Source organism: uncultured Vibrio sp. (genome assembly GCF_947488985.1).
In the GTDB taxonomy this organism is placed as follows: domain Bacteria; phylum Pseudomonadota; class Gammaproteobacteria; order Enterobacterales; family Vibrionaceae; genus Vibrio.
In genome coordinates this window covers 1-25,620 of sequence record NZ_CANLBV010000012.1, presented here as the reverse complement: position 1 = coordinate 25,620, position 25,620 = coordinate 1, and the positions used below count along the sequence as shown (strand labels likewise).

Annotated in this window: 29 protein-coding genes; 13 read left to right on the top strand and 16 right to left on the bottom strand. The window is 45.3% G+C overall.

Annotation, left to right across the window (positions count from 1 at the left end):
* Positions 1 to 10 precede the first annotated feature (10 nt).
* From lptB to Q1A70_RS04455, 6 genes are read right to left on the bottom strand one after another with little or no spacing between them, the layout of a single operon-like run.
* A complete protein-coding gene (gene lptB / locus Q1A70_RS04480; protein ID WP_299687526.1) occupies positions 11 to 736 on the bottom strand; it encodes an LPS export ABC transporter ATP-binding protein in 726 nt (241 codons plus the stop codon).
* A 2-nt stretch (positions 737 to 738) separates the two neighbouring features.
* Positions 739 to 1,233, bottom strand: coding sequence for a lipopolysaccharide transport periplasmic protein LptA (gene lptA / locus Q1A70_RS04475; RefSeq protein ID WP_299687529.1), 495 nt, complete (start codon positions 1,231 to 1,233; stop codon positions 739 to 741).
* Positions 1,214 to 1,777 carry an LPS export ABC transporter periplasmic protein LptC gene (lptC, locus tag Q1A70_RS04470; protein ID WP_299687532.1) on the bottom strand — a complete coding sequence of 188 codons (564 nt, stop codon included), beginning with the start codon at positions 1,775 to 1,777 and terminating at the stop codon, positions 1,214 to 1,216. The genes lptA and lptC overlap by 20 nt, the downstream gene beginning before the upstream one ends.
* Positions 1,774 to 2,331, bottom strand: a complete 558-nt coding sequence (gene kdsC, locus Q1A70_RS04465; RefSeq protein ID WP_299687535.1) for a 3-deoxy-manno-octulosonate-8-phosphatase KdsC — start codon at positions 2,329 to 2,331, stop codon at positions 1,774 to 1,776. Before kdsC ends, lptC begins: the two co-directional genes overlap by 4 nt.
* Positions 2,331 to 3,302: an arabinose-5-phosphate isomerase KdsD gene (gene kdsD, locus Q1A70_RS04460; RefSeq protein ID WP_299687537.1), complete on the bottom strand. Its 972-nt coding sequence runs from the start codon at positions 3,300 to 3,302 to the stop codon at positions 2,331 to 2,333. The genes kdsC and kdsD overlap by 1 nt, the downstream gene beginning before the upstream one ends.
* A 34-nt stretch (positions 3,303 to 3,336) precedes the next feature.
* Entirely contained in the window at positions 3,337 to 4,302 is a 966-nt protein-coding gene (locus Q1A70_RS04455) for a calcium/sodium antiporter (RefSeq protein WP_299687540.1), read from the bottom strand.
* Between the two features lie 261 nt (positions 4,303 to 4,563).
* Between Q1A70_RS04455 and mlaF the strand changes: the two genes are divergently transcribed.
* The 8 genes from mlaF to Q1A70_RS04415 all read left to right on the top strand — a co-directional run bounded on the left by mlaF (position 4,564) and on the right by Q1A70_RS04415 (position 10,047).
* Positions 4,564 to 5,370, top strand: a complete 807-nt coding sequence (gene mlaF / locus Q1A70_RS04450; protein ID WP_299687543.1) for a phospholipid ABC transporter ATP-binding protein MlaF — start codon at positions 4,564 to 4,566, stop codon at positions 5,368 to 5,370.
* Positions 5,360 to 6,139, top strand: a complete 780-nt coding sequence (gene mlaE / locus Q1A70_RS04445) for a lipid asymmetry maintenance ABC transporter permease subunit MlaE (RefSeq protein WP_299687546.1) — start codon at positions 5,360 to 5,362, stop codon at positions 6,137 to 6,139. Before mlaF ends, mlaE begins: the two co-directional genes overlap by 11 nt.
* 2 nt (positions 6,140 to 6,141) lie before the next feature.
* On the top strand, positions 6,142 to 6,633 hold the full coding sequence (gene mlaD / locus Q1A70_RS04440) for an outer membrane lipid asymmetry maintenance protein MlaD (RefSeq protein WP_299687549.1): 492 nt from the start codon (positions 6,142 to 6,144) through the stop codon (positions 6,631 to 6,633).
* A 4-nt stretch (positions 6,634 to 6,637) separates the two neighbouring features.
* Positions 6,638 to 7,315 (top strand): phospholipid-binding protein MlaC, encoded by a 678-nt coding sequence (locus Q1A70_RS04435; protein WP_299687552.1) that lies wholly within the window; start codon positions 6,638 to 6,640, stop codon positions 7,313 to 7,315.
* Positions 7,315 to 7,623 carry a lipid asymmetry maintenance protein MlaB gene (locus Q1A70_RS04430; protein ID WP_299687555.1) on the top strand — a complete coding sequence of 103 codons (309 nt, stop codon included), beginning with the start codon at positions 7,315 to 7,317 and terminating at the stop codon, positions 7,621 to 7,623. The genes Q1A70_RS04435 and Q1A70_RS04430 overlap by 1 nt, the downstream gene beginning before the upstream one ends.
* Before the next feature lie 13 nt (positions 7,624 to 7,636).
* Positions 7,637 to 7,891: a BolA family iron metabolism protein IbaG gene (gene ibaG / locus Q1A70_RS04425; RefSeq protein WP_299687558.1), complete on the top strand. Its 255-nt coding sequence runs from the start codon at positions 7,637 to 7,639 to the stop codon at positions 7,889 to 7,891.
* An 8-nt stretch (positions 7,892 to 7,899) separates the two neighbouring features.
* Positions 7,900 to 9,165, top strand: coding sequence for a UDP-N-acetylglucosamine 1-carboxyvinyltransferase (murA, locus tag Q1A70_RS04420; protein ID WP_299687605.1), 1,266 nt, complete (start codon positions 7,900 to 7,902; stop codon positions 9,163 to 9,165).
* Between the two features lie 150 nt (positions 9,166 to 9,315).
* The gene (locus tag Q1A70_RS04415) at positions 9,316 to 10,047 is read left to right on the top strand and encodes a 1-acylglycerol-3-phosphate O-acyltransferase (protein ID WP_299687561.1); all 732 of its coding nucleotides are present in this window, start codon (positions 9,316 to 9,318) and stop codon (positions 10,045 to 10,047) included.
* Between the two features lie 107 nt (positions 10,048 to 10,154).
* Here the strand turns inward: Q1A70_RS04415 and Q1A70_RS04410 are convergent, their stop codons facing one another.
* The 5 genes from Q1A70_RS04410 to arcA form a co-directional block, all read right to left on the bottom strand.
* Positions 10,155 to 10,544, bottom strand: coding sequence for a RidA family protein (locus Q1A70_RS04410; RefSeq protein WP_299687564.1), 390 nt, complete (start codon positions 10,542 to 10,544; stop codon positions 10,155 to 10,157).
* A 135-nt stretch (positions 10,545 to 10,679) separates the two neighbouring features.
* Entirely contained in the window at positions 10,680 to 11,141 is a 462-nt protein-coding gene (pyrI, locus tag Q1A70_RS04405) for an aspartate carbamoyltransferase regulatory subunit (protein ID WP_299687568.1), read from the bottom strand.
* Between the two features lie 12 nt (positions 11,142 to 11,153).
* Positions 11,154 to 12,083 carry an aspartate carbamoyltransferase gene (gene pyrB / locus Q1A70_RS04400; RefSeq protein WP_299687571.1) on the bottom strand — a complete coding sequence of 310 codons (930 nt, stop codon included), beginning with the start codon at positions 12,081 to 12,083 and terminating at the stop codon, positions 11,154 to 11,156.
* Positions 12,084 to 12,370: 287 nt separating this feature from the next.
* Positions 12,371 to 13,375, bottom strand: coding sequence for an ornithine carbamoyltransferase (locus Q1A70_RS04395; protein WP_299687574.1), 1,005 nt, complete (start codon positions 13,373 to 13,375; stop codon positions 12,371 to 12,373).
* A gap of 193 nt (positions 13,376 to 13,568) precedes the next feature.
* Positions 13,569 to 14,789, bottom strand: coding sequence for an arginine deiminase (gene arcA / locus Q1A70_RS04390; protein WP_299687577.1), 1,221 nt, complete (start codon positions 14,787 to 14,789; stop codon positions 13,569 to 13,571).
* A 576-nt stretch (positions 14,790 to 15,365) separates the two neighbouring features.
* Between arcA and rraB the strand changes: the two genes are divergently transcribed.
* Both rraB and Q1A70_RS04380 read left to right on the top strand, forming a co-directional pair.
* The gene (gene rraB / locus Q1A70_RS04385; protein WP_299687580.1) at positions 15,366 to 15,782 is read left to right on the top strand and encodes a ribonuclease E inhibitor RraB; all 417 of its coding nucleotides are present in this window, start codon (positions 15,366 to 15,368) and stop codon (positions 15,780 to 15,782) included.
* A 126-nt stretch (positions 15,783 to 15,908) separates the two neighbouring features.
* A complete protein-coding gene (locus Q1A70_RS04380; protein ID WP_299687583.1) occupies positions 15,909 to 16,703 on the top strand; it encodes a hypothetical protein in 795 nt (264 codons plus the stop codon).
* A gap of 25 nt (positions 16,704 to 16,728) precedes the next feature.
* Here the strand turns inward: Q1A70_RS04380 and Q1A70_RS04375 are convergent, their stop codons facing one another.
* The 5 genes from Q1A70_RS04375 to pepA all read right to left on the bottom strand — a co-directional run bounded on the left by Q1A70_RS04375 (position 16,729) and on the right by pepA (position 22,992).
* On the bottom strand, positions 16,729 to 17,223 hold the full coding sequence (locus Q1A70_RS04375; protein WP_299687586.1) for a GNAT family N-acetyltransferase: 495 nt from the start codon (positions 17,221 to 17,223) through the stop codon (positions 16,729 to 16,731).
* A gap of 64 nt (positions 17,224 to 17,287) precedes the next feature.
* Entirely contained in the window at positions 17,288 to 17,692 is a 405-nt protein-coding gene (locus Q1A70_RS04370) for a DUF2061 domain-containing protein (RefSeq protein WP_299687589.1), read from the bottom strand.
* A 225-nt stretch (positions 17,693 to 17,917) separates the two neighbouring features.
* Positions 17,918 to 20,821, bottom strand: a complete 2,904-nt coding sequence (locus Q1A70_RS04365; protein WP_299687591.1) for a valine--tRNA ligase — start codon at positions 20,819 to 20,821, stop codon at positions 17,918 to 17,920.
* Positions 20,822 to 20,923: 102 nt separating this feature from the next.
* Entirely contained in the window at positions 20,924 to 21,373 is a 450-nt protein-coding gene (locus tag Q1A70_RS04360) for a DNA polymerase III subunit chi (RefSeq protein WP_299687593.1), read from the bottom strand.
* Positions 21,374 to 21,471: 98 nt separating this feature from the next.
* Positions 21,472 to 22,992 (bottom strand): leucyl aminopeptidase, encoded by a 1,521-nt coding sequence (gene pepA, locus Q1A70_RS04355; RefSeq protein ID WP_299687595.1) that lies wholly within the window; start codon positions 22,990 to 22,992, stop codon positions 21,472 to 21,474.
* Positions 22,993 to 23,184: 192 nt separating this feature from the next.
* Here pepA and lptF point away from each other — a divergent pair, with 192 nt between their 5' ends.
* The 3 genes from lptF to Q1A70_RS04340 form a co-directional block, all read left to right on the top strand.
* The gene (lptF, locus tag Q1A70_RS04350) at positions 23,185 to 24,285 is read left to right on the top strand and encodes an LPS export ABC transporter permease LptF (protein ID WP_299687597.1); all 1,101 of its coding nucleotides are present in this window, start codon (positions 23,185 to 23,187) and stop codon (positions 24,283 to 24,285) included.
* A 3-nt stretch (positions 24,286 to 24,288) separates the two neighbouring features.
* Complete coding sequence (gene lptG / locus Q1A70_RS04345) at positions 24,289 to 25,359, top strand: LPS export ABC transporter permease LptG (RefSeq protein ID WP_299687599.1); 1,071 nt, start codon at positions 24,289 to 24,291, stop codon at positions 25,357 to 25,359.
* Between the two features lie 118 nt (positions 25,360 to 25,477).
* The coding region (locus Q1A70_RS04340; protein ID WP_299687607.1) for a transposase domain-containing protein at positions 25,478 to 25,620 on the top strand (143 nt) is incomplete at its 3' end.

Sequence of the window (25,620 nt, the reverse complement as noted above, 5' to 3'; positions counted from 1 at the left end):
CTCTATCTAATCATAGACGGAATTGTTCGCCTAGATAAACTTGTTTAACTTGTTCGTTATTGAGAACATCCTCAGGCGTTCCCTCAGCAATCAGGTGCCCTTGGCTGACGATGTACGCTTTTTCACACACGTCTAATGTCTCACGAACGTTATGATCGGTAATTAATACGCCTAAGCCGCGATCGCGCAGGTGAACAATGATTTTTTTGATATCGATAACCGAGATCGGGTCAACACCGGCAAACGGTTCGTCCAATAGAATGAACTGTGGGTTTGCCGCTAGGGCACGCGCAATTTCAACACGACGACGCTCACCACCAGACAGAGCCATACCATTACTGGCTCGGATATGCTGGATGCTGAACTCTTCTAGCAGATCTTCCAGTTTATCTTGGCGTTGTTCATTGGTCATCTCATCACGGGTTTGTAAAACGGCCATGATGTTGTTCTCTACCGATAGTTTACGGAAGATAGAGGCCTCTTGAGGCAGGTAGCCGATACCAAGGCGTGAACGGCTGTGCATTGGCAAGATACTGATGTCGCGATCATCAATGGTGATGGTGCCTTCATCACGTGCAACCAGACCAACAATCATATAGAAAGAGGTGGTTTTACCTGCACCGTTGGGGCCAAGCAGTCCCACTATTTGACCTGACTCTACCTGCAAGCTTACATCGGTAACAACTTTACGCTTGCCATAGGTTTTTGCTAGATTTTTTGCTTTAAGAACAGCCATGGTTACTTATTCACTTCCGCTGGTTGTAGAACCGTTGATACACGTTTGTTCTCACCGCTGTTAGCGACGAGTTTTTGCGATGTGATTTGATAAGTTATCTTAGAACCGCGAATGATGCTGCCGTCTTGAGAGAGCATCGCATTCTTAGTCATGACCAACTGGTCGGCAATAAGTTGGTAATGCAGATCGTTTGCTTCACCATAGAGTGTTTTCCCATCATCGGTCAGTTGAGAGAAGGTTGCCGGCTTGCCGAACCCTTGGATCTCTTCTATCTCACCGTTGACAGCGTTGCGGGTAACAATGACCTTATCGGCATTGATATTGATGCTACCTTGCTTAAGGTTTACATCACCAAGGAAAGTCACTTGGTTGCTCTTCATATCTAATTGCTGGCTGTCTGAATCAATATAGACAGGCTGCTCGCTATCTGAAGATAGGGCGTAGACATTCGGTGCCGCCAGTGTGAAAGCGAGTAAACTAAGGTGTAAGAGTTTCATATCTACCTTGAACTGAATTAAAGAGAGTCGCATTGTTGGTACCAAAGTTACCCTTCATTGCTTGCCCCTCAGTTTCAAAAAATGTACCGATCATATAGACCGGAGTATCTGAATAAAAATCTCGGCTTGTAAGCTCGACCACCATTTTCTCGGTGGTCATTGTGTCGAAGCTGGCTTCTGGCAACAGATTTTTGGCGACGACATTGTCATAAAAAGTGATGACTTGATTTTCATCCATGATCGCTCGATCGGCAGTGAGTTGCCATTCAATCGTGTGTCCTTCATGGAATACTGAGAGCACCGGGTTTTGAAAATGGGTATCGCCAACCACCGAGTAATGTTCTAAATACGTGGACTCAACCTGATAGCTACGAATACCTCTTTCGTCGTAGCTGATGTTATCAAGGCTCTTACCACTAAAAGCGGGTAGCTCCGTATTGGGCGCCACTTGTATTGTCGAAACTTGCTCTTTGTCGTACAAATAATATGTCGACCAAGAGGCAATAAAGATAAGTATTAAATAGATAATACGAGTAAAACTCATATGCTTAAACCTTTATGCATGTCGAGTTCGTCTCTTGCTTGTAAAATGAGGTCACAGACTTCACGTACCGCGCCATGACCGCCGTTGATGGTTGTCACGTAGTTTGCGCGCTGAGCAAGCAGTGGATGACCATCTGCCACACAGACCTTCAAGCCGACTTTTTCCATCACAGGCCAGTCGATCAGATCGTCCCCAATGTAGCCTGTATTTTCTGGTGCGACAGACAGCTTATTACAAATATCGTGATACGCTTTGACCTTGTCATCTTGGCCTTGGTAGATCAGTGTAATACCAAGCGCGGTCATTCGATTCTCAACAATTTGAGATTTACGACCGGTGATGATGGCGATTTCAATACCCGCGTTCATCAGTGATTTAATGCCGTAACCGTCACGAGTGTGAAAGGTTTTCAGCTCTTCACCATTATTGCCCATGTAGATGCGACCATCTGAGAATACACCATCGACATCACAAATCAGCAGTTTGAGCTCTTTTGCAATGGCAAATACACCGGAGTCTATTGTGCCGTATAGAGTTTCGACTGTTTGTGTCATTACATTACTCCAGCTTTCAGTAAGTCATGCATGTTTAGGGCTCCGACTAATTGGCCTTCATGGCACAACATCAGGCCATTGATACTCTTCGCTTGCATCAAGTTTAGTCCTTCAACCGCGAGCATGTTTGGTTCAGCGACCGTCGGGTTTAGCGTCATAACATCACCAATTTTAGTGCTATGAATATCAACGCGTTTATCTAAGATTCGGCGTAAATCCCCATCGGTAAAAATGCCGGCCATTTGGCCATCTTCGCCAACGATTGCTGTCATGCCCAAGCCTTTCTGTGAGATCTCGAGTAAGGCATCTCTGACTAGCGCGTCAGGCGTGACAATAGGTAATGCCTCGCCAGTGTGCATGATGTCCTCAAGTTTCAACAATAGTTGACGACCTAAAGCACCACCAGGGTGAGACAGCGCAAAATCTTCAGCGGTGAAGCCTCTGGCTTGTAAAAGAGCAACGGCTAATGCGTCCCCCATGACCAAGGTCGCTGTGGTACTGGTCGTGGGCGCTAAGCCTAGTGGACATGCTTCTTTCGGTACTGAAATTTGCAAATGAATGTCAGACAGGGTAGCCATGTTTGATGTTGGTTTACCTGTCATGCTGATAATATTAATGTTCAAGCGCTTTAATACTGGGAATAGACTAAGAATCTCACCCGATTCGCCAGAATTGGAGATGGCGATGACCACATCACCGGCTTCTATCATGCCGAGATCACCGTGCGCGGCTTCCCCTGGGTGTACAAAGAAAGCCGAGGTGCCAGTACTGGCTAGCGTTGCCGCTATTTTGTTGCCTATGTGGCCTGATTTACCCATGCCCATCACAACCACTTTGCCTTGGTTGTTCAGGATAAGGTCACACGCTTGACAGAAATCATCATTAAAATATTGGTCTAATTGAGTAAGACCTGCAACCTCGGTTTCTAAAACCTGTTTTGCTACGCTGCGATAATCAAATGACTGAGACATCAAATACTCCAAGTACGGGAAGTTAAATCAACAATTAAGCTGACATATTCATGAGTAGGTAGCCCTGGTATGCCACGAATGTAGCAATTAATACGCCGCCTTCGATGCGATTAACACTGCGTGATTTGCCGAGTGCCATAACCACCAGCAGTAGCGAGACGCCGAGCATCACCCAGAAGTCACGGCCCATCACAAATTCGCTCAAAATTGAAGGGTTGAGAATGCCTGGAATACCCATAACAGCAAGGATGTTGAATACGTTAGAGCCAATGATATTGCCCACTGCCATGTCGTCTTCACCCTTCATAACACCAGCGAGAGAGGCTGCAAGCTCAGGCAGACTGGTGCCAACGGCAATGATGGTCAAGCCGATCACCAGATCGCTCATACCAAAGAATTTGGCGATGATCACCGCGTTATCAACCAGCATATCGGCCGCTAACGGCAGGATAATTAGACCCACGACCACCCACATTGCGGCCTTAGGGTTGCTTACGCCTTCAGGGACCTCTGATTCTTGCTCATCAAGGAAGGCATCGCCATTCTTTTTCTCACTGCGGCTGATTTGCAGCATCGCGAATAAGAACGCAGCAAAAAGAACAAACAACAACACACCTTCGTAGAAGCCTAAATGGTTGTCCCACAATATGGCACCGGATAATAGCGTGACGCCTATCATCAGTGGAAGTTCACGGCGAATCACGCCAGAACTAATGGAAAGTGGTTTTATAAGGGCGGTAATACCCAGAATCAGTGCGATGTTGGCAATGTTGGAGCCTAAAATATTACCCACCGCAGTATCGGTTCTGCCATCCAGAGCTGCCGTGGCTGAAACCATCATTTCGGGTGCAGATGAGCCCATTGCAAGAATCGTCATACCGATCACTAACGGTGAGATGCCGAAGTTGCGAGCAAGAGCGGCGGCACCGTAGACCAACTTATCTGCACTCCAGACCAAAAAACCTAGGCCGATAATAAGAAACGCAATCGCTTCAAGCATGATGATTCCTAAAAATTAATAAAACGGAGAATTAACCGCTAATTTTGACTTGTTGCTAGATAAAAGGGAAGACACTCAATAAATTAATTCCCCGTTAGTGGTAAAGAAATATGGTTGATTGGGTAATTTATCAATACTTTCAAAACCCTGCCTTTAATTTTTGTTTCGACAATTAATTGAACAGCGCTTTTAATTCTAAAGTAGACTGATTATTATTGCAGCCACAGTTGGCGTATTTTAGAGCAAGGAAGCGACAAGATTATGTTGAGTACTGAGCTTGTAAAAGTGAATAACCTTAGCTTCTCTCGCGGTGAGCGCATTATATTTGATGATATCTGTTTAGAGGTCCCTCAAGGCAAAATAACCGCAATCATGGGTCCATCTGGGATCGGTAAAACGACCTTGTTGCGTTTGATTGGCGGACAGCTACCGCCAGATGAAGGTGAGATTTGGTTTGATGGCGATAACATCCCAACACTATCACGTCGAAAGCTGTACCAAGCACGTAAGAAAATGAGCATGCTATTCCAATCCGGTGCGCTTTTTACGGATCTCAATGTGTTTGACAATGTGGCGTTTCCGCTGCGCGAGCACACCGAACTGAATGAAACGTTTATTCGTACCATCGTATTGCTCAAACTGGAAGCGGTTGGCTTACGAGGAGCGGCGCAATTAATGCCGAGTGAGTTGTCCGGTGGTATGGCAAGACGAGCAGCATTGGCGCGTGCCATTGCATTGGATCCAGAACTCATTATGTACGACGAACCCTTTGTTGGCCAAGATCCTATCACCATGGGGGTGTTGGTTGAGCTTATCCGTAATCTCAACCAAGCTTTGGGTTTAACCTCGATTGTCGTGTCTCACGATGTGCCTGAGGTGATGAGTATCGCAGATTGGGTTTACTTGTTGGCCGATGGCAAAATTATTGCGGCTGGGTCTCCTGATGAGTTGTATAGCAATAGTGACCCAAGGGTGCAGCAATTTTTGCAAGGCGAAGCGGATGGCCCCGTGCCGTTTAGGTTCCCTGCGCAACCTTTAGAAAAGGACTTGTTTCAATATGATGGCTAAAACCATAGCGGGTGTCGGCAGGCGTACACTTGCGATCTGTGAGTCATTTGGTCGAGCAAGCCTGATGTTATTTGGGGCTTTGTTCGGCATCCCGCGACTCAAAAACTTCCCTTTATTAGTAAAACAACTTTATAGCGTTGGCGTTCAGTCGTTGGCTATTATTTTAGTATCCGGTTTGTTTATTGGCATGGTACTGAGCCTGCAGGGATATGTGGTGTTAATCGACTATGGGGCCGAGGGTAACCTTGGACAAATGGTCGCACTGTCACTGTTACGAGAGCTAGGTCCAGTGGTGACGGCGCTGTTGTTTGCTGGTCGTGCAGGTTCGGCGTTAACGGCTGAGATTGGCTTAATGAAGGCAACGGAGCAGATCTCAAGCCTTGAGATGATGGCCGTTGATCCTCTAAAACGTATTATTGCACCACGACTTTGGGCCGGGCTTATCTCAATGCCATTGCTTGCTATGATCTTTATGGCGGTTGGAATTTGGGGGGGCCAGTTGGTGGGGGTCGATTGGAAGGGTATTGATCATGGCAGCTTTTGGTCTGCGATGCAGTCTTCCGTAGAGCTTGGCCGAGATATTGGTAACAGCATGATTAAGTGTATGATTTTTGCTATCACCGTAACTTGGATCGCTCTTTTTAATGGCTATGATGCCGTACCGACCTCTGAAGGCATTAGTCAGGCAACCACCCGCACTGTTGTGCACTCTTCTCTAGCGGTATTAGGGCTAGATTTTGTTCTTACCGCATTGATGTTTGGGAATTAATCATGCAACAAACTCAAAAATTGGAATTATGGGTCGGCACCTTTGTTATTGCCGGAATTTGCGCAATCTTAGTGATGATCTTTCAAGTTGCTGACGTAAAAGGCTTAGGGTCAAACCATACTTATCAGCTAACGGCGACCTTTGACAACATTGGCAGTTTAAAGGTGCGCTCTCCGGTGAAGGTAGGCGGCGTAGTGGTGGGTCGAGTGCAAAGCATTGAACTCGACACTGACAGTTATCTCCCAGTGGTTGAGCTGTCTATCGATGCGAAGTACTCACAATTTCCTGATACCTCTAGCGCTCAAATTTTAACGTCAGGTTTAATTGGTGAGCAGTACATCAGCTTGGTTCCAGGTTTCATCTTTGACGATGAAGAGATGCTGGTTGATGGCGATGCAATTGAAGACACCAAATCAGCTCTAGTACTGGAAGATTTGATTGGTCAGGTGCTGTACAGCGTTGGTGGCTCGGATGATAACGAAGCAAAGGAGTGATCTCATGTTAGAAAACAATACCATGTTGAAGGCGAACCTCACAGTGAAGCGATGGTTGATGACAGTGCTTGCTTTGCTGATGTCTGTTCAAGCTTTTGCAGGCGAATCGATTGATCGTACCCAGCCTTACCAAATGATGACTCAAGTCGCAGAAACCGCGTTTGAGCGTTTAAAGAGTGAACAAGACAACATCCAACAAGATCCTGAGTTACTGAAGATCATCGTTGAGCAAGAGTTGATGCCGTATGTGAATGCTCAATACGCAGCGCTTAAGCTGTTGGGGCCCAACTTGAAAGGCGCAGATAGAAAAGACGTGGGCGTGTTTATCGATGCATTCCGTAAATACTTGGTTTCTTCTTATGCCCAAGTGTTGACCCAGTATACCGATCAGACTATTAAGTTTGGTCCAGAACCAAAAATCAAAGCGGACAGTCGTATCACCAGTATCAAGGTTGATATCATCGATACACCGCGACCAAACATCAAGCTTGAATTTAAGCTTCGTAAAGACAAGAAGTCTGGCGAGTGGAAAGCGTTTGATATGGTTGCGGAAGGTATTAGCTTGTTGTCGAGTAAGCAATCGGAGTGGAATACTAAGATCCGCCAAGAAGGTATCTTAACGGTTGCCGGTGAACTGGAGAAACTTGCCGCACAACCGATTCGCTTTGAGAGTAATAAATAATGGGTCACCCTCAATGGCAAGCACTAAACTCTAAACAGTATCAGCTTCTCGGTGATATCGATCGAGACAGTGTTCCTGCAATCTGGCGTATATTGGAAAAGTGGCAAACGACGGAATTGCGCGTTGAAATTGACCTTAGCCATATAAATCGAGTCGATTCAGCAGGAATGGTGATGTTAATTCACTTATTAGAGCATGCAAAAAATCAAAACTGTCATATAATGCTCAGTTTCGTGCCAGAACAATTACGAACGTTGTTCCAATTGAGCAATATCCAGCCAATGATGGCAGAGCACATAAAAAATTAGGCAGGAGCTATTTGTGGACAGCACAAAAGTACAAGAATTATTAGCAGAAGCCCTGAACCTTCAGGAAATTATCGTGAAGGGTGAAGGCAGTCATTATGAAGTTGTTGCGGTTGATGCATGTTTTGACGGCATGAGTCGAGTTAAGAAGCAGCAACTAATCTACGGCCCACTAATGGAATACATTCAACGTAATGACATCCATGCTCTTTCGATTAAGGCTTTCACGCCGGAAGAGTGGGAACGTGATAAGAAACTGATGTCACTTTAAGGTTTATGATGGAAAAGTTTCGAGTTATTGGATCGGATAAGCCGCTAAGCGGTGAAGTGACGATCTCAGGCGCAAAAAATGCAGCGCTACCTATCTTATTTGCTTCAATTCTTGCTGAAGAGCCAGTGGAAGTAAGTAATGTGCCTCACCTACGTGACATCGATACTACGATGGAACTGCTTAAGCGTTTAGGCGCAAAAGTATCACGTAATGGTAGTGTTCATGTTGATGGCAGCGAAATTAATGAATTTTGTGCGCCTTACGATTTAGTGAAAACAATGCGTGCTTCTATCTGGGCTTTAGGTCCTCTAGTAGCTCGTTTTGGAGAAGGCCAAGTATCACTTCCTGGTGGTTGTGCGATTGGTGCTCGTCCTGTTGATCTGCATATCCATGGCCTAGAGCAGCTAGGTGCAACGATTACGTTGGAAGATGGCTATGTAAAAGCAAGCGTTGATGGCCGTTTGAAAGGCGCGCATATCGTGATGGACAAAGTCAGCGTAGGTGCGACGATTACTGTCATGTGCGCGGCAACGCTAGCGGAAGGAACAACGGTACTCGACAACTCAGCGCGTGAGCCTGAGATTGTTGATACCGCTGACTTCCTAAATAAACTAGGTGCTAAAATTTCTGGCGCAGGTACGGATACGATTACTATCGAAGGCGTTGAGCGTCTTGGTGGTGGTCAACACTCTGTGGTTGCTGACCGTATTGAAACGGGTACTTTCCTGGTTGCTGCTGCTGTTTCTGGCGGTAAAGTAGTTTGTCGCAACACCAACGCTCATCTTCTTGAAGCTGCCTTAGCGAAGCTTGAAGAAGCGGGTGCGAAGGTTGAAACAGGTGAAGATTGGATCAGCCTTGATATGACAGGCCGTGAATTGAAAGCGGTGAAAATCGTAACGGCACCTCACCCAGGCTTCCCAACCGACATGCAAGCGCAGTTTACTCTGCTAAACATGATGGCGAAGGGCAGCGGTGTTATCACTGAGACGATCTTTGAAAACCGCTTTATGCACATTCCTGAGTTGCAGCGAATGGGAGCAAAAGCGGAAATCGAAGGCAATACGGCTATCTGTGGTGAAACAGAAAAGTTGAGTGGTGCTCAAGTTATGGCTACCGATCTTCGTGCGTCTGCGAGCCTTGTTATCGCAGGCTGTATCGCTCAGGGCGAAACCATTGTTGATCGTATTTATCACATCGACCGTGGCTACGATAAGATTGAAGATAAACTGTCAGTCTTAGGTGCCAACATTACTCGATTTCGTGAATCTAACTAACCTAGGTTAGCGAGTCTATGAATCAATAAGATAAACACACTAAAGTCGGAACCTTGGTTTCGACTTTTTTATACTTGTATTTACCAAAGGCGAATCTATTACGATTTTATGTGAATAGATGGGTGAGCTTTGTGGTTGGTGAGGAACAAAATGATAGCAATACTACGTATTTTTGCATTGGCGATATTTGCGATTCTAATGTTTGTATTTGGGTGCGGTTACTGTCTACTCAGTCCACGCAATCCGAAACACGTATTTACCTTTGGCCGTTACTTCGGTCGTATGTCGAAAGTATTCGGTATGAAGTTGGAGCTACGCATCCCTGAAGATGCTTACTCACGCGGTCAGCATGTCTATGTTGCGAACCACCAAAACAGTTGGGATCTGTTCACGATATCATCTGCGGTAACGCCTAAAGTGGTGACCGTGGGTAAGAAAAGCCTTGCGTGGATGCCGTTATTTGGTCAGCTTTACTGGCTAACGGGTAATATTCTCATTGACCGTGCTAACCGCAGCAAAGCCGTTGGTACGATTGATCAGGTGGTGACTAGCCTAAAAGAGAGTGATGTTTCAGTATGGATGTTCCCTGAAGGGACTCGCTCTCGTGGTCGTGGTCGTGGTCTGTTGCCATTCAAAACAGGGGCTTTCCATGCAGCAATTGGCGCAGGCTTACCTATTGTTCCTATCGTGTGTAGCTCAACAGGTGGCGTTAAGCTCAACCGTTGGAACAATGGTCACGTGATTGTTGAAATGCTGCCACCAATCAGCACGGAAGGCTACGACAAGTCTAATGTGCGTGAACTGGCTAACCTAGCTCGTGAGCAGATGGCCGTTAAGCTAGAAGCATTAGATAAAGAGGTGGTTGAGCTTAATAAGAAATAGCTTAAACACAAACAACGAATAGTAAAAAAGGTTGCCAATTTGGCAACCTTTTTTGTATCTATCAACACTTAGTTCTACGCTAAGCCGTTGACTAAATAGAGTGAAATCTATTTGCGAACCGCAATTGCTTCGATCTCGATACCGACATCTTTCGGTAGGCGAGCCACTTCAACACATGAGCGAGCAGGGTAGTTTGCAACGCCGTGTTCATCAAAGAATTTACCGTAAGCTTCATTGACCGTGCCGAAGTCGTTTAGGTCTTTAACGAATACCGTCAGCTTTACGATGTCTTTTACAGTCAGGCCTGAAGCCTCAACAACCGCTTGAACGTTTTCTAGAGATTGGCGAGCTTGCTCTGCGATATCGGCAGATACTTCACCCGTTACTGGGTTAACTGGGATTTGACCAGAAGTCAGTACCATGTTGCCAAGGTCAACGCCTTGTACGTATGGGCCGATTGCAGCTGGAGCCGATTCTGTGTGAAGTACTTTAGTCATTGGTTATTCCGTCAGTGATTAGATAAAAGTCTATTTTCAGTGTGCCTACAAACTTGGGCTAGGTAAAGAGCAAAATACCCCGCACAGGAGAGGTATTTGATCGTTTTTGCATTCGACGACAATAGCCGTATTGCGTTATCTTTCAGTCACGACTTCGCGAGAGAAAACTTTTTCACAGTACTTACATTTCAATCGAATATCTTCTTTCTTTTCAAAGATTTTAAAGCTGCTTTCAACCGGCTCATTGTGAGTAATGCAGTTGCTGTTTGGGCACTCAAATACATCGTTGATCTGTTCTGGAAGCTCTAGTGCAAGCTTCTTGACCACTTCATAATCTTCGATTTGGTTAACCGTAGCATGAGGGGCATACAGGGCCAGCTTACTTGCTTGCTCTTCTGTGATGAACACATTCTCAATCTTGAGCAGGTCTTTTCCACCTTGTGCCGATGAAGGCAGGTTCAAGCCAATGGTCACACGCTGATGAGAGTTGTGCATGTCGAACAGCTTTAACACCTTGATCCCGATGTTGGCAGGGATATGGTCGATAACAGTACCGTTTCTGATGGCTTCAACTTTTAATTGAGTCTCTTTAGACATGATATCTCTCCTTTACAGCGTTTCGTTAAGAACAAGGGCCAGTAATGCTTCACGAGCGTAAACACCATTCTCAGCTTGCTGGAAGTAGTAAGCGTAAGGTGTTTTATCGACATCGATAGTAATTTCATCCACACGAGGAAGAGGGTGCAGCACCTTGAGGTTCTCGCGAGCATTGTCTAGCAGTGCGGCAGTAAGAATGTACGCCGATTTGATGTGGGCGTATTCCGATTCATCAAAGCGCTCTTTTTGAACGCGAGTCATGTACAGCACATCCAACTCTGGGATGACATCTTCCATGTTGGTTAGTAGTTGGTACTTGATACCGGCTTCATCAAGCTCTTCGCAAATGTAGTCTGGCATAGCCAGTGCTTCCGGTGCGACGAAGTAGAAACAGATATTGTCGAACTTCGCGAGTGCTTGAGTTAAAGAGTGAACCGTACGGCCATACTTAAGGTCGCCAACGAACGCAACATTAAGGTTATCTAGGCGGCCTTGTGTCTCTGCGATGGAGAACAGGTCTAATAACGTTTGTGTTGGGTGTTGGTTAGCGCCATCGCCCGCATTAATAACAGGCACGCCATTTGAAAACTCAGAGGCCAGACGCGCTGCGCCTTCTTGAGGGTGACGCATCACGTAGGCATCTACGTATGAAGAGATCACCTGTACTGAGTCAGCCAACGTTTCGCCTTTCTTTGCCAAAGATGTATTACCACCACTGTCGAAACCAATCACATCACCACCGATGCGTTGGATCGCGGTTTCAAAAGAGAGACGAGTGCGCGTTGAAGGTTCGAAGAAGCAGCTAGCAACCACTTTGTTCTTGATGAGTTCTGGGTTTGGTTCAGCTTTTAGGTGACCTGCCGTTTGAACAATTAATTCTAGCTCTTCACGAGAAAGCTCTGGAATTGAGATGATGTGCTTTTGATAGAGCGAATTCGCCATGATCTTCTTCCCCACAATAATGTATTAGCCATAAAAAAGCCCCCCATCATGGGAGGCTTTAAAAACATACCGAAAAGCAGAATAGACGGCCAGGTAAGCAGGCTAGCTTACGAGCAATATTAGGTGTTTTCACAATATTATTATGTGTTGTCACAATATCATTATGTTCTATCACAACATTGCTTGGCGTCATTTTCACTACTCTCAGACAAATTGCCGAGAATTATACGCTTTCAATTTGTGAGCGCAAGCGATTACATCAAGCTTTTGTTTACTTTCATTATTGTCTATTGACCAAGAGTCGCGACCATCACCGCCTTGATGGTATGTATGCGATTCTCTGCCTCATCAAATACAATTGAGTAGTCAGATTCAAACACTTCATCCGTCACTTCCAAGCCGTTCATTCCATACTTGTCTGCGACTTGCTGGCCAATCACGGTTTCATTGTTATGGAAAGCGGGTAGGCAGTGCATGAATTTCACTTGAGGGTTCCCCGTCAGCTTAATCACATCCATATTCACTTGGTATGGTTTCATTACCGCTACACGTTCATCCCAAGCTTCAGGCGCTTCGCCCATCGAAACCCAAACGTCGGTGTATAGGAAATCACAATCTTTCACGCCTTCAGCAACGTCTTCCGTTAGAGTGATTTTGGCACCTGTGCTTTGCGCGATCGCTTGGCACTCTTCAACAAGCTGCTCTTCTGGCCAGAAGGCTTTTGGTGCGACCAGGCGAATATCCATGCCCATTTTCGCAGCACCCACTAACAGAGAGTTGCCCATATTGTTACGTGCATCACCTAGGTAGGCAAAGCTAATTTGATACAGTTGTTTACCTCGGCCATGCTCAAGCATAGTGAGGAAATCAGCCAAGATCTGAGTGGGATGGAACTCATCGGTTAGGCCATTCCAAACTGGTACTCCGGCATAAGCCCCCAGGTCTTCGACAATGCTTTGGCCAAAGCCACGATATTCGATGCCATCGTACATACGCCCCAATACACGAGCCGTATCTTTCATTGATTCTTTTTGACCGATCTGCGTACCAGAAGGGCCTAAATAAGAGACCTGAGCCCCTTGATCAAAAGCAGCGACTTCAAACGCACAACGAGTTCGGGTGGATGCTTTTTCAAAGATCAAAGCGATGTTTTTACCACTCAGTCTTTTTTGCTCTGTACCTGCATATTTTGCTTTTTTTAAGTCTGCAGATAGATCGAGCAAAAACTGAATCTCTTTAGGAGTAAAGTCGAGAAGTTTTAGAAAGTTACGATTGCGAAGGTTAAAGGCCATATCTCGCTCCTTGGATATATAGAATCAATGAAGAATCCAGTTAAACATAAAAATGCTATATTTGTGAATATTTATTTTTATTTTTAATAAAAAAGGCCAGTACAAGCGTACTGACCTCGATGAGTTGTGATTTCGGTTTGATTGAGTGGCTTAGTTGAATTGAGTTAAGTTAAGTTGAACTCGAGCCTGTAATTTAAATTCCGTCTCTTTCAATAGGGCAGCTCATGCAACGAGCCCCCCCGCGTCCACGCCCCAGTTCGTTACCCGGAATGGTGAGGACTTCGATTCCCGCTTTGTCGTATTTCTCATTGGTGTAAACATTACGCTCATAACCAATCACAGTCCCCGGTTTTACGGTGAGTACATTGTTGGCGTCATTCCACTGTTCACGTTCTGCTTCGTAGTTGTCACCACCGGTGGTGATGATCTTCAGTTGATCGAGGCCCAGCGCCCCTTCAATCGCAGATAGGTAGTTATCGGCCTTCTCGACCCGCATTTCGCCATTTTCTTTTGGCGTTAAGCGCCAAGTGTCGAGATCTTTACGCACAATCTCTGGATAGACAGAGAAGGTGTCGATATCCATGTGCGTCATCACCGTATCTAGGTGCATGCAAGAGCGGTGCTTTGGTAGGTCGATCGCGATCACTTCGCTTGCTTGACCCGACTTGAATAGGCTCGCAGCAAGGTTTTCGACACCTTGTGGCTTGGTACGCTCAGAGATTCCGATCAGTACCGCACCTTTACCAATAACCAGCACATCCCCGCCCTCGATGTTGGCATTATCGTAGTGCAGATCTTCATCACCGAAATACTTAATGAAATCTTGCCCTGCAAAGACTGGATGCCAGCGGTAGATAGCACGCAGATGGTTGGTTTCGCGTTGACGTGCGGGCTTCATCATTGGGTTAAGTGATACACCGCCGTAAACCCAGCATGAGGTATCTCGCGTAAATAGATGGTTCGGCAGTGGCTCTATCACGAAATCGAGCGGTCGCTGCATTTTAGGTAGCATCGACGAGGATTTGATTGGCAGCTCTGAGTAAGCCAAGCCACCCAATAGTAGGCTCGCTAGGTGCTCATTATCCATTTGAGCAAGATAGCTTCTTAAATCACGGGCAAAAATAGGCCCATAACGAAAATCTGAGATTTGAGTATTCAGGAGCCATTCTCGAGCCTGAGGGACAGCAAGCGTCTCTACCAGTAAGTTATGCAGTAGCAGCACTTCTACATCTTGGCTACGCAGGGTTTCAGCGAAGGCATCGTGCTCCTCACCCGCAGCCTCAACAGCAAGTACATCGTCGAATAGTAATTCGTGACAGTTAGAAGGGGTGAGGTGGGTGAGTGCTCTTTCAGGTCTATTTAAGAGAACTCGTCTTAACTGACCGACTTCGGAGCCAACGTACAGCTTACTCATTTTGCATCCTTACTTATAATCCAGCGTCTATTTATGACAAGCTTGATCGTAATATGCAAGTTTTAGAGAGTGTGTTAATGCTAAGTATTATTCAATTTAACAGTGTTAAAATCTGATTTTTGCTTATTAATTAGCACTAAACACTAATAGGGAGCTCATTACATTGACCCGTCTTTTTGAGGATTTATGCTCAGTTGGTGCTGTGATTGAAATCGACTTTGCTTAGCATTAATGATTTTTTATTCATTATCATTCACTTTTGGATGGTAGAGTGAGGTTTTATGCAACTCAAAAGTTGTGGGGTGTATGCAATGAGCATGACTAACCACGCAGTTTTTATTCAATTCGGGCACAAGGCATCACAAAACTGAAATGCTAAAATGCCGCTCGGTTAATAATATGTTGAAGATTTGTTTCTGTGATTTTGATTTCACTTTTTTATTGATATTCCTTCGGTTATCGCACGATAAACTTACCTTTCTATGCTGGATCTAGGTGGCTTTTCTGAACGATCCGTGCCATATTTCGTGGCAATCAAATTTGATCTTTTCATAGTCAACACTCTGGAGCAGACCCATGTCTCACGAAGATGAATATCTATCAGTAGCGGAATTAATTGAATTTCAAAAGGAAGAGACTCGCGACATCATCGAAGCACTCATCGAAGATGGCAGCGATCCTGAAGCACTATACGATATTGAGCATCACCTATTCGCTGAAGATTTCGCAGTACTTGAAAAAGCGGTAGTTGAAGCATTCAAAATGGGCTTTGAAGTGCTGGAAGCTGAAGAGACAGAAGACGAAGATGGCAACAAGCTACTTTGTTGTGATGCAACCATGCAATCGACTTTGGATGCAGAAACGATCGATGCGCAGGTTGAGAAGCTTGTTAACCTTGCAGAGAAATTCGACATTATCTACGACGGCTGGGGCACTTACTACGAAGGTGAAGATGCTATCTACCCTGAAGAAGATGATGAAGGCGAAGAGTAATTCCTTCCCAACGTTTAAAAAATGCCAGCCACGAGCTGGCATTTTTTTACCCTCAGAAAAATAAATTTCTTTCTATACATTCATTCTTTATAATGCGGCCAATATTGATCTAGCTCAAGGAATGATATGCGGTTACTTCTCGATGGTCTCTGGCAGCTATCGCCACTGACGGATCTCTCTATTCCACAAGATGACATTACCTTTCCGGCGCCTTTAAGCTCAACGCTGCCAGGTCGCTTGAGTGAAAATGAAATTGCACAGCAAGAGTGGCATCTGATGCACGATATCGACGTGGATGATGCGATGTTGGCGTGCCCATTTGTTGAGCTCGTTATTGCCGGTGTTGATTACTTTGCAGAAGTTCGACTCAATGGTGTGGCGGTATTTGATTGTGATGGGAGCCAAGCACGGTACCGTAAAGATATCCGCCCTTATATGCAGCAAGGTCGAAATCGCTTTGAGATCCTTTTTCTTGAGGAAGAGGAGGGCTTATTGCTTGAAGAGGATATGGATGAGTCAGCCTCTTTACAGACTATCGCTAAATCCGATTCACGCATCGGGATCTGGCAAACTCCCTACCTGCAATTCGTTCGTAACGTTAAGCTAGAGCAAGTGGTCACAGAGCAGATCTGGCACCATGGTGGTGGCTGTGAGTTTAAAGTCGACGTGATTTATCAAACGCTAAAGGCTGGGTTAGTATCGGCATCCATCAAGTTTAATGGTATGACACTGGTGATGCCTATTGACGTACGCGCAGAACATACTGGCGTCGTGTTCCAGGTTGAGGCTCCGATCATTTTTAATCTTGAGAGCCCCAATCCTAAACACCTATACCTGTTAGAAGTGAACCTTGATGGGCAACACGAGAGCTCTTTCGTTGCCTTGAACCCAAATTCTTGCGTCAGTAACTTTTTACGCTAGAAGGTACATTTCTTAGTCGCTCTATTTACAGTGGCCTAGCCATGACAACCTCACAAGCGTCATGGCCAGTGTCTCCCCAAGCTGAATCCAGATGTTCAAAGCCTAACTTTTCATAAAGTTTAACTGCAGCATTAAGGCACTCTGTCGTTTCTAAGTACATATGCTGATAGCCTAAATCTTTAGCTCGCTTCATTGACATATTGACTAATTTCTTAGCTAGCCCTTTACCTCTTGCTTCCGGTAAGAAGTACATCTTTTGTAATTCACACACTTCTGGCATTCCCGCTAACGGCGCAAATCCGCCTCCACCGATGACCTTTCCCTCAAGCTCAATTACCCAGTATTGTGATTTCTCATTGTGATAAACACTGAACATATCTTCCAATGTTGTGTCTGCGACACCATAGCCTTTGTCTTCCGTTAGTCCGTTCTCATAAGAGACTTGGCGAATGACGTTAGCAATGCTTGAGTTATCTTTTAATTCAATTGAGCGAATGGTGAGGTTAGCAATGTATTCCATATTCAGCCTATACAAATGGGTGACTCATTAGGTCAACAGATCCGAGCCACCCAATATATTGCGATTAAGCGTGTTGATGCAAACAAAACTCAGTGTGTGCTGTTTGGCTTTCTGCTTTTCGTAGCCAGACTTTCTCATGGAAGTAGTAAGCCACGGTATTCAAGGTTGGCTCTAGCAAAGCCATCACACCACCGATAAAGGCATCACCCGTTAACAAATACACCACGCTAAACGCAACACTAAAGTGAATGGTCGCAAAGCTTGCTGTTTTTAACTTTGTCATCCACTGACGAGCTTTAAGCGCTGGAATTTGAGCCCACGCCTTTTCATGAAAATAGAAGGCGACGGTATTCACAGAAGGCTCAACCATAGCGATTAAGCTACCAATTAAGATGTCGCCTGTTAGTACGTAAGCGACACTAAATGCGATAGTAAAATGTAATGCAGCAAAGGTTAGTGTCTTTTTCATGATAATTACTCAGTCGTTGTGTTGTTTCGATAGGTCTATTATTGAGAATTATTATCATTAAGTATAATGGGTAGTTAAGATTGTTTTGATAGGCAAAAGCTATCAATAAACTGGAGTGAGGCCGATCGGACTGGGTTGGAGCTTGGGGTATAAAAAAAGGCTGACCATGAAGGCCAACCTTTTTATCTAGAGCGAGAGGGTAGAAACCTCCTCGTTCATTCAGTTTTAAAGAGCAGCGATGGTCGCTTTTTGCTCTTCAAGCTTAACAAGAGTCTCTTGGTAGCCTTCAAGCTTCTCACGCTCTTTCGCGATAACCGCTTCTGGGGCTTTCGCAACGAAACCTTCGTTACCTAGCTTACCTTCGATACGCTTGATTTCGCCGTGGGTTTTCTTCACTTCTTTATCAAGACGAGCAAGCTCAGCATCCTTGTCGATAAGACCCGCCATTGGGATCATCAGCTCAGATTTGCCAACCAGTTTAGTTGCGCAAGCCGGTAGCTCTTTTTGATCAAGAGGTTCGCCGTCTGCTAGAACTTTAATGTCGTCTAGTTTAGCGAGAGAGTTTAGAACGATCTTGTTCGCTTCGATACGAGCAGCGTCCTTCTCATCAGCGACTTTGATCATTACTTCTAAGCCTTGGCTTGGTGCAATGTCGTATTCCGCACGTAGGTTACGGATAGCTGTGATGAAGGTCTTAACCCATTCGATGTCTTCTACGATCTCAGCATTGAAGTTATCTTCGTTAAACTGAGGAAGCGCTTGAGTCATGATTGTTCTTTCTTCTGCGTCAGGGCCTTCAACGCCGTCGATCAGCGGGATAACGCTCTGCCAGATAGATTCAGTGATGTAAGGAAGAACAGGGTGAGCAAGACGTAGAGTCTTCTCTAGAACTGTGATAAGCGTGTAACGAGTCGCTTGTTGCTGAGCTTCAGTACCTTTCCAAAGGACAGGTTTTGTTAGCTCTAGGTACCAGTCACAGAATTGGTTCCAGATGAATTCGTAAAGCGTGTTTGCTGCCATGTCTAGACGGTAGTTGTCTAGGTGAGCGTTAAACTCTTTCGCTGCAACTTCAAACTGAGATTCAATCCACTTATCTGCTAGAGAGAATTCCATGTTTGCACGGTCTTCAACAGACAGTGACATGCCACAATCGTGCTCTTCTGTGTTCATCAGTACGTAACGGCTTGCGTTCCATAGCTTGTTACAGAAGTTACGGTAACCTTCAAGACGCTTCATGTCCCAGTTGATGTCACGGCCCGTTGAAGCCATAGCAGCAAGAGTGAAACGCAGTGCGTCAGTACCGTATGGTTCGATACCGTTTTCGAAAGTCTTACGTGTTGCTTTTTCGATCTTAGCAGCCAGTTTAGGTTGCATCATGTTGCCACAACGCTTCTCTACTAGCTCTTCAAGGCCGATGCCGTCAATCATGTCGATTGGGTCAAGTACGTTACCTTTCGACTTAGACATCTTGTCACCGTTTTCATCACGGATAAGACCCGTCATGTAAACCGTTTTGAAAGGTACTTGAGCCTTGCCATCTTCGTCTTTCACGAAGTGCATGGTCATCATGATCATACGAGCAACCCAGAAGAAGATAATATCAAAACCAGATACTAGTACTTCAGATGGGTGGAATGTTTTCAGTGCTTCAGTATCTTCAGGCCAGCCTTGTGTGCCGAAAGTCCAAAGTGCAGAAGAGAACCAAGTGTCGAGTACGTCGTCGTCTTGCTTAAGTACAACAACAGGCGCTAGGTTGTTCTTTTCACGAACTTCTTCTTCAGTGCGACCTACGTAAACTTTACCATCGTTGTCGTACCATGCTGGGATGCGGTGGCCCCACCAAAGTTGACGAGAGATACACCAGTCTTGCACGTCACGCATCCACGCGAAGTACATGTTTTCGTATTGCTTAGGAACGAACTGGATTTGACCATCTTCAACGGCTTTAACTGCAGGCTCAGCAAGAGGTGCTGTGCGTACGTACCATTGGTCAGTCAGCATTGGTTCGATAACCACACCACCACGGTCGCCGTAAGGCACGGTTAGGTCGTGATCTTTGATTTCGTCTAGAAGACCAAGTTCTTCGAATTCAGCAACGATGGCTTTACGAGCAGCAAAGCGCTCCATGCCATGGTATTTCGCTGGAAGTTCTGTTGAGTAAACATCGCTTTCTTCGCCGTTAGTTGTGAATACTTCAGCAGCATCACGGATATCAGCGTTGAATGTAAGGATGTTGATCATTGGTAGGTTGTTGCGCTTACCCACTTCGTAATCGTTAAAGTCGTGAGCAGGTGTGATCTTCACACAACCCGTACCTTTTTCCATGTCTGCGTGCTCATCGCCTACAATAGGGATAAGACGGTTTACAACAGGAAGCAGGATCTCTTTACCGATAAGATCTTTGTAACGTGGATCTTCTGGGTTTACCGCTACGCCAGTATCACCAAGCATGGTTTCTGGACGAGTAGTAGCAACAACAATGTAATCTTTACCATCAGCTGTTTTAACACCGTTCGCTAGCGGGTAGCGGAAGTGCCACATGAAACCTTTTTTGTCTTTGTTTTCAACTTCAAGATCCGAGATTGCCGTGTGCAGTTTAGGATCCCAGTTTACTAGACGCTTACCACGGTAGATTAGGTCTTCTTCGTATAGACGAACAAACACTTCTTGAGTCGCAGCCGATAGGCCATCATCCATAGTGAATCGCTCACGATCCCAGTCTACCGATGCGCCAAGGCGACGAAGTTGTTGAGTGATCGTGCCACCTGATTCGCCTTTCCATTCCCAGATCTTGTCGATGAAAGCTTCACGGCCGTAGTCGTGTTTTGTTTTGCCTTCTTCAGCAGCAATCTTACGCTCAACAACCATTTGAGTTGCGATACCTGCGTGGTCAGTACCCACTTGCCAAAGCGTGTTTTTGCCTTTCATACGCTGAGCACGGATAAGCGTATCCATGATCGTATCTTGGAACGCGTGACCCATGTGCAGGCTGCCAGTGACGTTCGGTGGCGGGATCATGATGCTGTAAGCTTCTTTTGATGTGTCACCGTGTGGCTTAAAGTAGCCTTTCTCTTCCCAAGTCTTATACAGAGCTTGTTCGATTGATGTTGGGTTGTATGTCTTTTCCATAGTGCTCTTAAACGGATACTGTGAATGGTTAATCGTGGTCAAACTTCATAAGTGAAGCTTCTTGAATCTAAATCCAAAGATAGCTTTAACTATGAGGTTTAACTACGGATGTTGAATCTCGATAGTTTGTAGCTGATATCCAGCCTGACGGTAAATTTTATACCTTTCTCGAGCGAGTTGCTTAGCTTTTTCTTCGCAAGGGACGAAGTCTATCACCTGAGCAAAGGCGTTCGCAAAGGTTGTATGATTGTCAGCCAGATTAATTACCAGTTGACGATTCCAATTGTGCTTGACACCTTGGTGGCCAATTTCAATGTTAGTTGAATACTTAGGCCCTTCGCCAACTAAGTTATGGGCAATAAACTCATTGGGTTCGACTTGCCAGAAAACTTCAGCGATATGCTCGGCATGTTGTTTGTCATGACAGTTAAGATAAAGTTTAGCGCCTTGTTTCGCAAAGTGCTGAGCAAGAAACAGCACATAGTCAGCAAAACCCGCTTCACTGGCTTGTGGGCTGTTTAAGGGCACAATGTAAAACGTGGCAGTTTGCATACTTAACACTCGAACTGAAAATCGTGGGTATCAATGTTACTTGGTTAGCAGGAGCTAACAAATAGCGCTTATTAAAAAAGGGCCCGTAGGCCCTTTTATTATTTTGAAGATTGCTCCTCAGTCTCATGGCCGCTGCGGTTCAATAGGAATTGGACTAGCATTGAGACAGGGCGACCTGTCGAGCCTTTCGCTGCGCCTGATTTCCACGCCGTACCCGCAGTATCGATGTGTGCCCAGTGATACTTCTTCGCGAATTTAGACAGGAAGCAGCCAGCAGTAATAGTGCCGCCAGGACGGCCGCCGATGTTCGCCATATCAGCGAATGGGCTGTTTAGCTGCTCATGGTACTCGTCTGCCATTGGTAGACGCCATGCTCGGTCACTGGCTTGCTCTGACGCATTAACCAGTTCATGAGAAAGTGGGTTGTGGTTCGATAGAACGCCACTGATGTGGTGACCTAGCGCAATCACACACGCGCCAGTTAGTGTCGCAACGTCAACAACACAGTCAGGTTCAAAGCGTTCAACATAAGTTAATGCATCACACAGAACCAAACGACCTTCCGCATCCGTATTTAATACTTCAACCGTTTGGCCTGACATGGTGGTTAGGATGTCACCAGGGCGATAAGCGTTACTACCCGGCATGTTTTCACAGCCAGCTAGGATGCCGACCACGTTAATCGGTAGGTTTAACTTAGCCAATGCTTTCATGGCCCCAAAGACAGAAGCAGCGCCACACATGTCGTACTTCATCTCATCCATACCGTCACCAGGCTTAAGTGAGATACCGCCTGAATCGAACGTTAGGCCCTTACCGATCAGAACGATAGGTTTTGCATTCGGATCTGCAGCGCCTTTGTATTCCATGATAGACATCATAGATTCATTTTTAGAACCACGACCAACGGCTAGGTATGATGTCATACCCAGTTTTTCCATCTCTTCTTCGCCAATGATCTTCGTTTTTACTGTTTCGTAGTCGTCAGCTAAGCGACGCGCTTGAGATGCAAGGTAAGCAGGGTTAGCGATGTTTGGTGGCATGTTGCCAAGATCTTTAGAGGCTTTCACACCAGAAGCAATAGCAAGGCCATGAGAAATAGCTTTCTCACCAAGGCTTAATTCACGACGTGTCGGTACGTTGAATACCAATTTGCGCAGTGGACGACGAGTCTCAGGCTTGTTGCTCTTGAATTGGTTAAATGTGTAAAGGCCATCTTTGGTTGCTTCGACCGCTTGACGCACTTTCCAGTAGGTATCGCGGCCTTTCACGTGCAGTTCTGTAAGGAAACACACGGCTTCCATAGAACCGGTTTCGTTGAGTGTGCTGATGGTCTTTTGAATGATTTCTTTATATTGACGCTCACCTAGCTCACGCTCTTTACCACAGCCGACCAGTAGAACGCGTTCAGAAAGTACACCGGGAACTTGATGCAGTAATAGCATCTGGCCAGGTTTACCCTCTAGATCACCGCGACGAAGCAGTGAGCTAATGTAGCCATCACTAATCTTATCTAATTGCTCGGCTACTGGAGAAAGGCGGCGCGGTTCGAATACACCGACAACGATACATGCGCTGCGTTGTTTCTCTGGGCTACCACTTTTTACACTGAACTCCATGCGTACTCCTACATCCTGAAGACAAATCGAACTAAATGTTAGATAATAGGTTCTTACTTGTTGGATCCCATAAAGGAACTAACCTTAAAGAATAACTCTAACACTTAGCTAAAAATTTAAAAAAATAAAAGGTTCAACGGGAAATTATAGTGATTCAATCAAAAAAACAAGTTTTGTATAGGTAATTTGAGCGTGATTATTGTTAGATATTTGATCCGCGAGACAATCAAGAGCCAATTTGCGATCTTTTTTGTTCTCTTTCTCGTGTTTCTCAGCCAAAAATTCATCAGTGTTTTAGCGGACGCTTCTGATGGTGATATCCCAGCGAGTCTCATATTGTCGATTGTTGGCTTAAATATGCCCGCGATGGGCTTATTGATGCTTCCACTTAGTATCTATATTGGTATTTTACTTACTTTTGGTCGCCTTTACGCTGAAAGTGAAATAGTCGTAATGAACGCGACTGGTATTGGTAATAAATTCCTCATTCAATCTGCACTTTACTTAGCCTTAATCACAGCAACCGTCGCTGCTTTTAATTCATTGTGGTTGTCTCCTTGGTCGCAAGATAAAGTCGAACAGATGTATGAAAAGGTGGCCGCTGAGAACAGCGTAGATTTGCTACCAAAGGGGAAGTTTGAAGGCACACCTGATGGCTCATCAGTCGTATTCATTGATGATATCGACGGCAACAAGCTAGAAAATGTGTTTGTTGCTCAAATGCGCCCTCGCGACTCTGTGCTACCGAGTGTGATGTTCTCTGAATCTGGAGACGTCAAAGAGTTGAGTGATGGCCGCCAAATTATAGTGATGTACGATGGCACTCGTCATGAAGGCGTGCCTACCCGGCTTGATTATAGGGTCACGCATTTTGAAGAGTACGAAGGCTTGATCGGTCAGCGTGAAGTTGAAAAAAAAAGTCGAGATTGGGAAGCTATTCCAACGCTTGACCTTATTGGTAATCCGAATAACAGTGCGAAAGCGGAATTGCAGTGGCGTATCTCATTAGTACTTTGTATTCCGTTGTTGACCATGCTCGTAGTGCCGCTGTCAGCGGTCAACCCTAGGCAAGGGCGTTTTGCCAAAATTGGTCCGGCAATATTGATCTATTTAACGTACTTCTTAGCAATCAGTGCAACCAAATCTTCGATTGAAGAGGGAAGTATTCCTGCGGTGATCGGCATGTGGCCAATCAATGCGTTATTATTATTTGTCGCAATTGGTGCAAACTTTATGGATAGCGTATTCGTAAGGCGTTTGAAAGAAAAATTCAAGAACAAGAGGTTGGCTTAAGCCGTGTTTAAAATTCTCGATTTATATATAGGCAGAACCATCATCTCAACCACGTCATTAGTATTGGTGACGTTTGTTGGCCTCTCAGGGATCATCAAGTACGTAGAACAGTTGAGAAAGGTAGGGCGTGGTACCTACGATCTATTACACGCGCTTTATTTTGTTTTATTGAGTGTCCCTCGTGATATTGAAATGTTCTTCCCAATGGCGGCATTACTTGGGGCGTTGATCGGGCTTGGTATGCTTGCTGCCAGTTCAGAGCTTGTGGTAATGCAAGCGGCGGGCTTTTCAAAGTTAGACATTGGCTTATCAGTACTCAAGACGGCTATTCCTCTGATGATAGTGGTCACCCTTCTTGGGCAGTGGGGTGCCCCTCAAGCACAGAAGATGGCTCGTGATTTAAGAACTATATCAGTTGCTGGTGGCAATATTATCTCGACTCAAAGTGGCGTATGGGCTCGCGATGCCAGTGATTTTATTTTTATTGCTAAAATTGAAGATGATAAGTTGTATGGCATGAATATGTGGCGCTTTGACGGGAATAATGCGCTCAAGACGTCGATATACTCTGAAGAAGTTGACTACGTTGGAGGAAATGTTTGGACGATGCACGATGTTGAGATCACATCTTTTGAAAATGAACTTCAGATCACCAAAGAAAGCCTGCCAACTTACACTTGGGAAACCTCATTGGCACCCGATAAGCTCGCAATAGTAACGGTGAAACCGGAAGAGTTATCGTTAAGTGGTCTATATGATTATGTTTCTTATCTTAAAGCATCTGAGCAAGATGCGGCTCGTTATGAGTTGGCGCTATGGAGAAAGATAACTCAGCCGATCTCGATTGCGGTGATGATGCTAATGGCATTGTCGTTTATCTTTGGCCCTTTGCGGAGTGTGACCATGGGGGCAAGGATTCTGTCTGGCGTTATCGCAGGCTTTACCTTCTATATATCCAGCGAGTTCTTTGGCCCGATTAGCTTGGTGTATCAAATACCACCGGCCTTTGGTGCAATCGCACCGAGTGTGGTATTCCTCGGAATTGCCATCATGTTGCTGAGGCGGAAACTGTAAATAAAAAAGGAAGGCATAGTGCCTTAATGCCGATCAGTTAAGACAATAATCGGCAGATCAGTTGAATGATCCTACCAACATGTAAAAATCCGATAGACCCTGTTTATCGGATTTTTTTATGCACGTTTCTCAAGCCCTCGACATCATCAATAACTACAAACCAAATAAAGTCGAAACTCTCGCAGACCTCCTACCGATTGAGTTAATAAAAAATGCCTATGAGCTGACAGATACTGTCACCCTGAGAAAGCGTAAACTGAC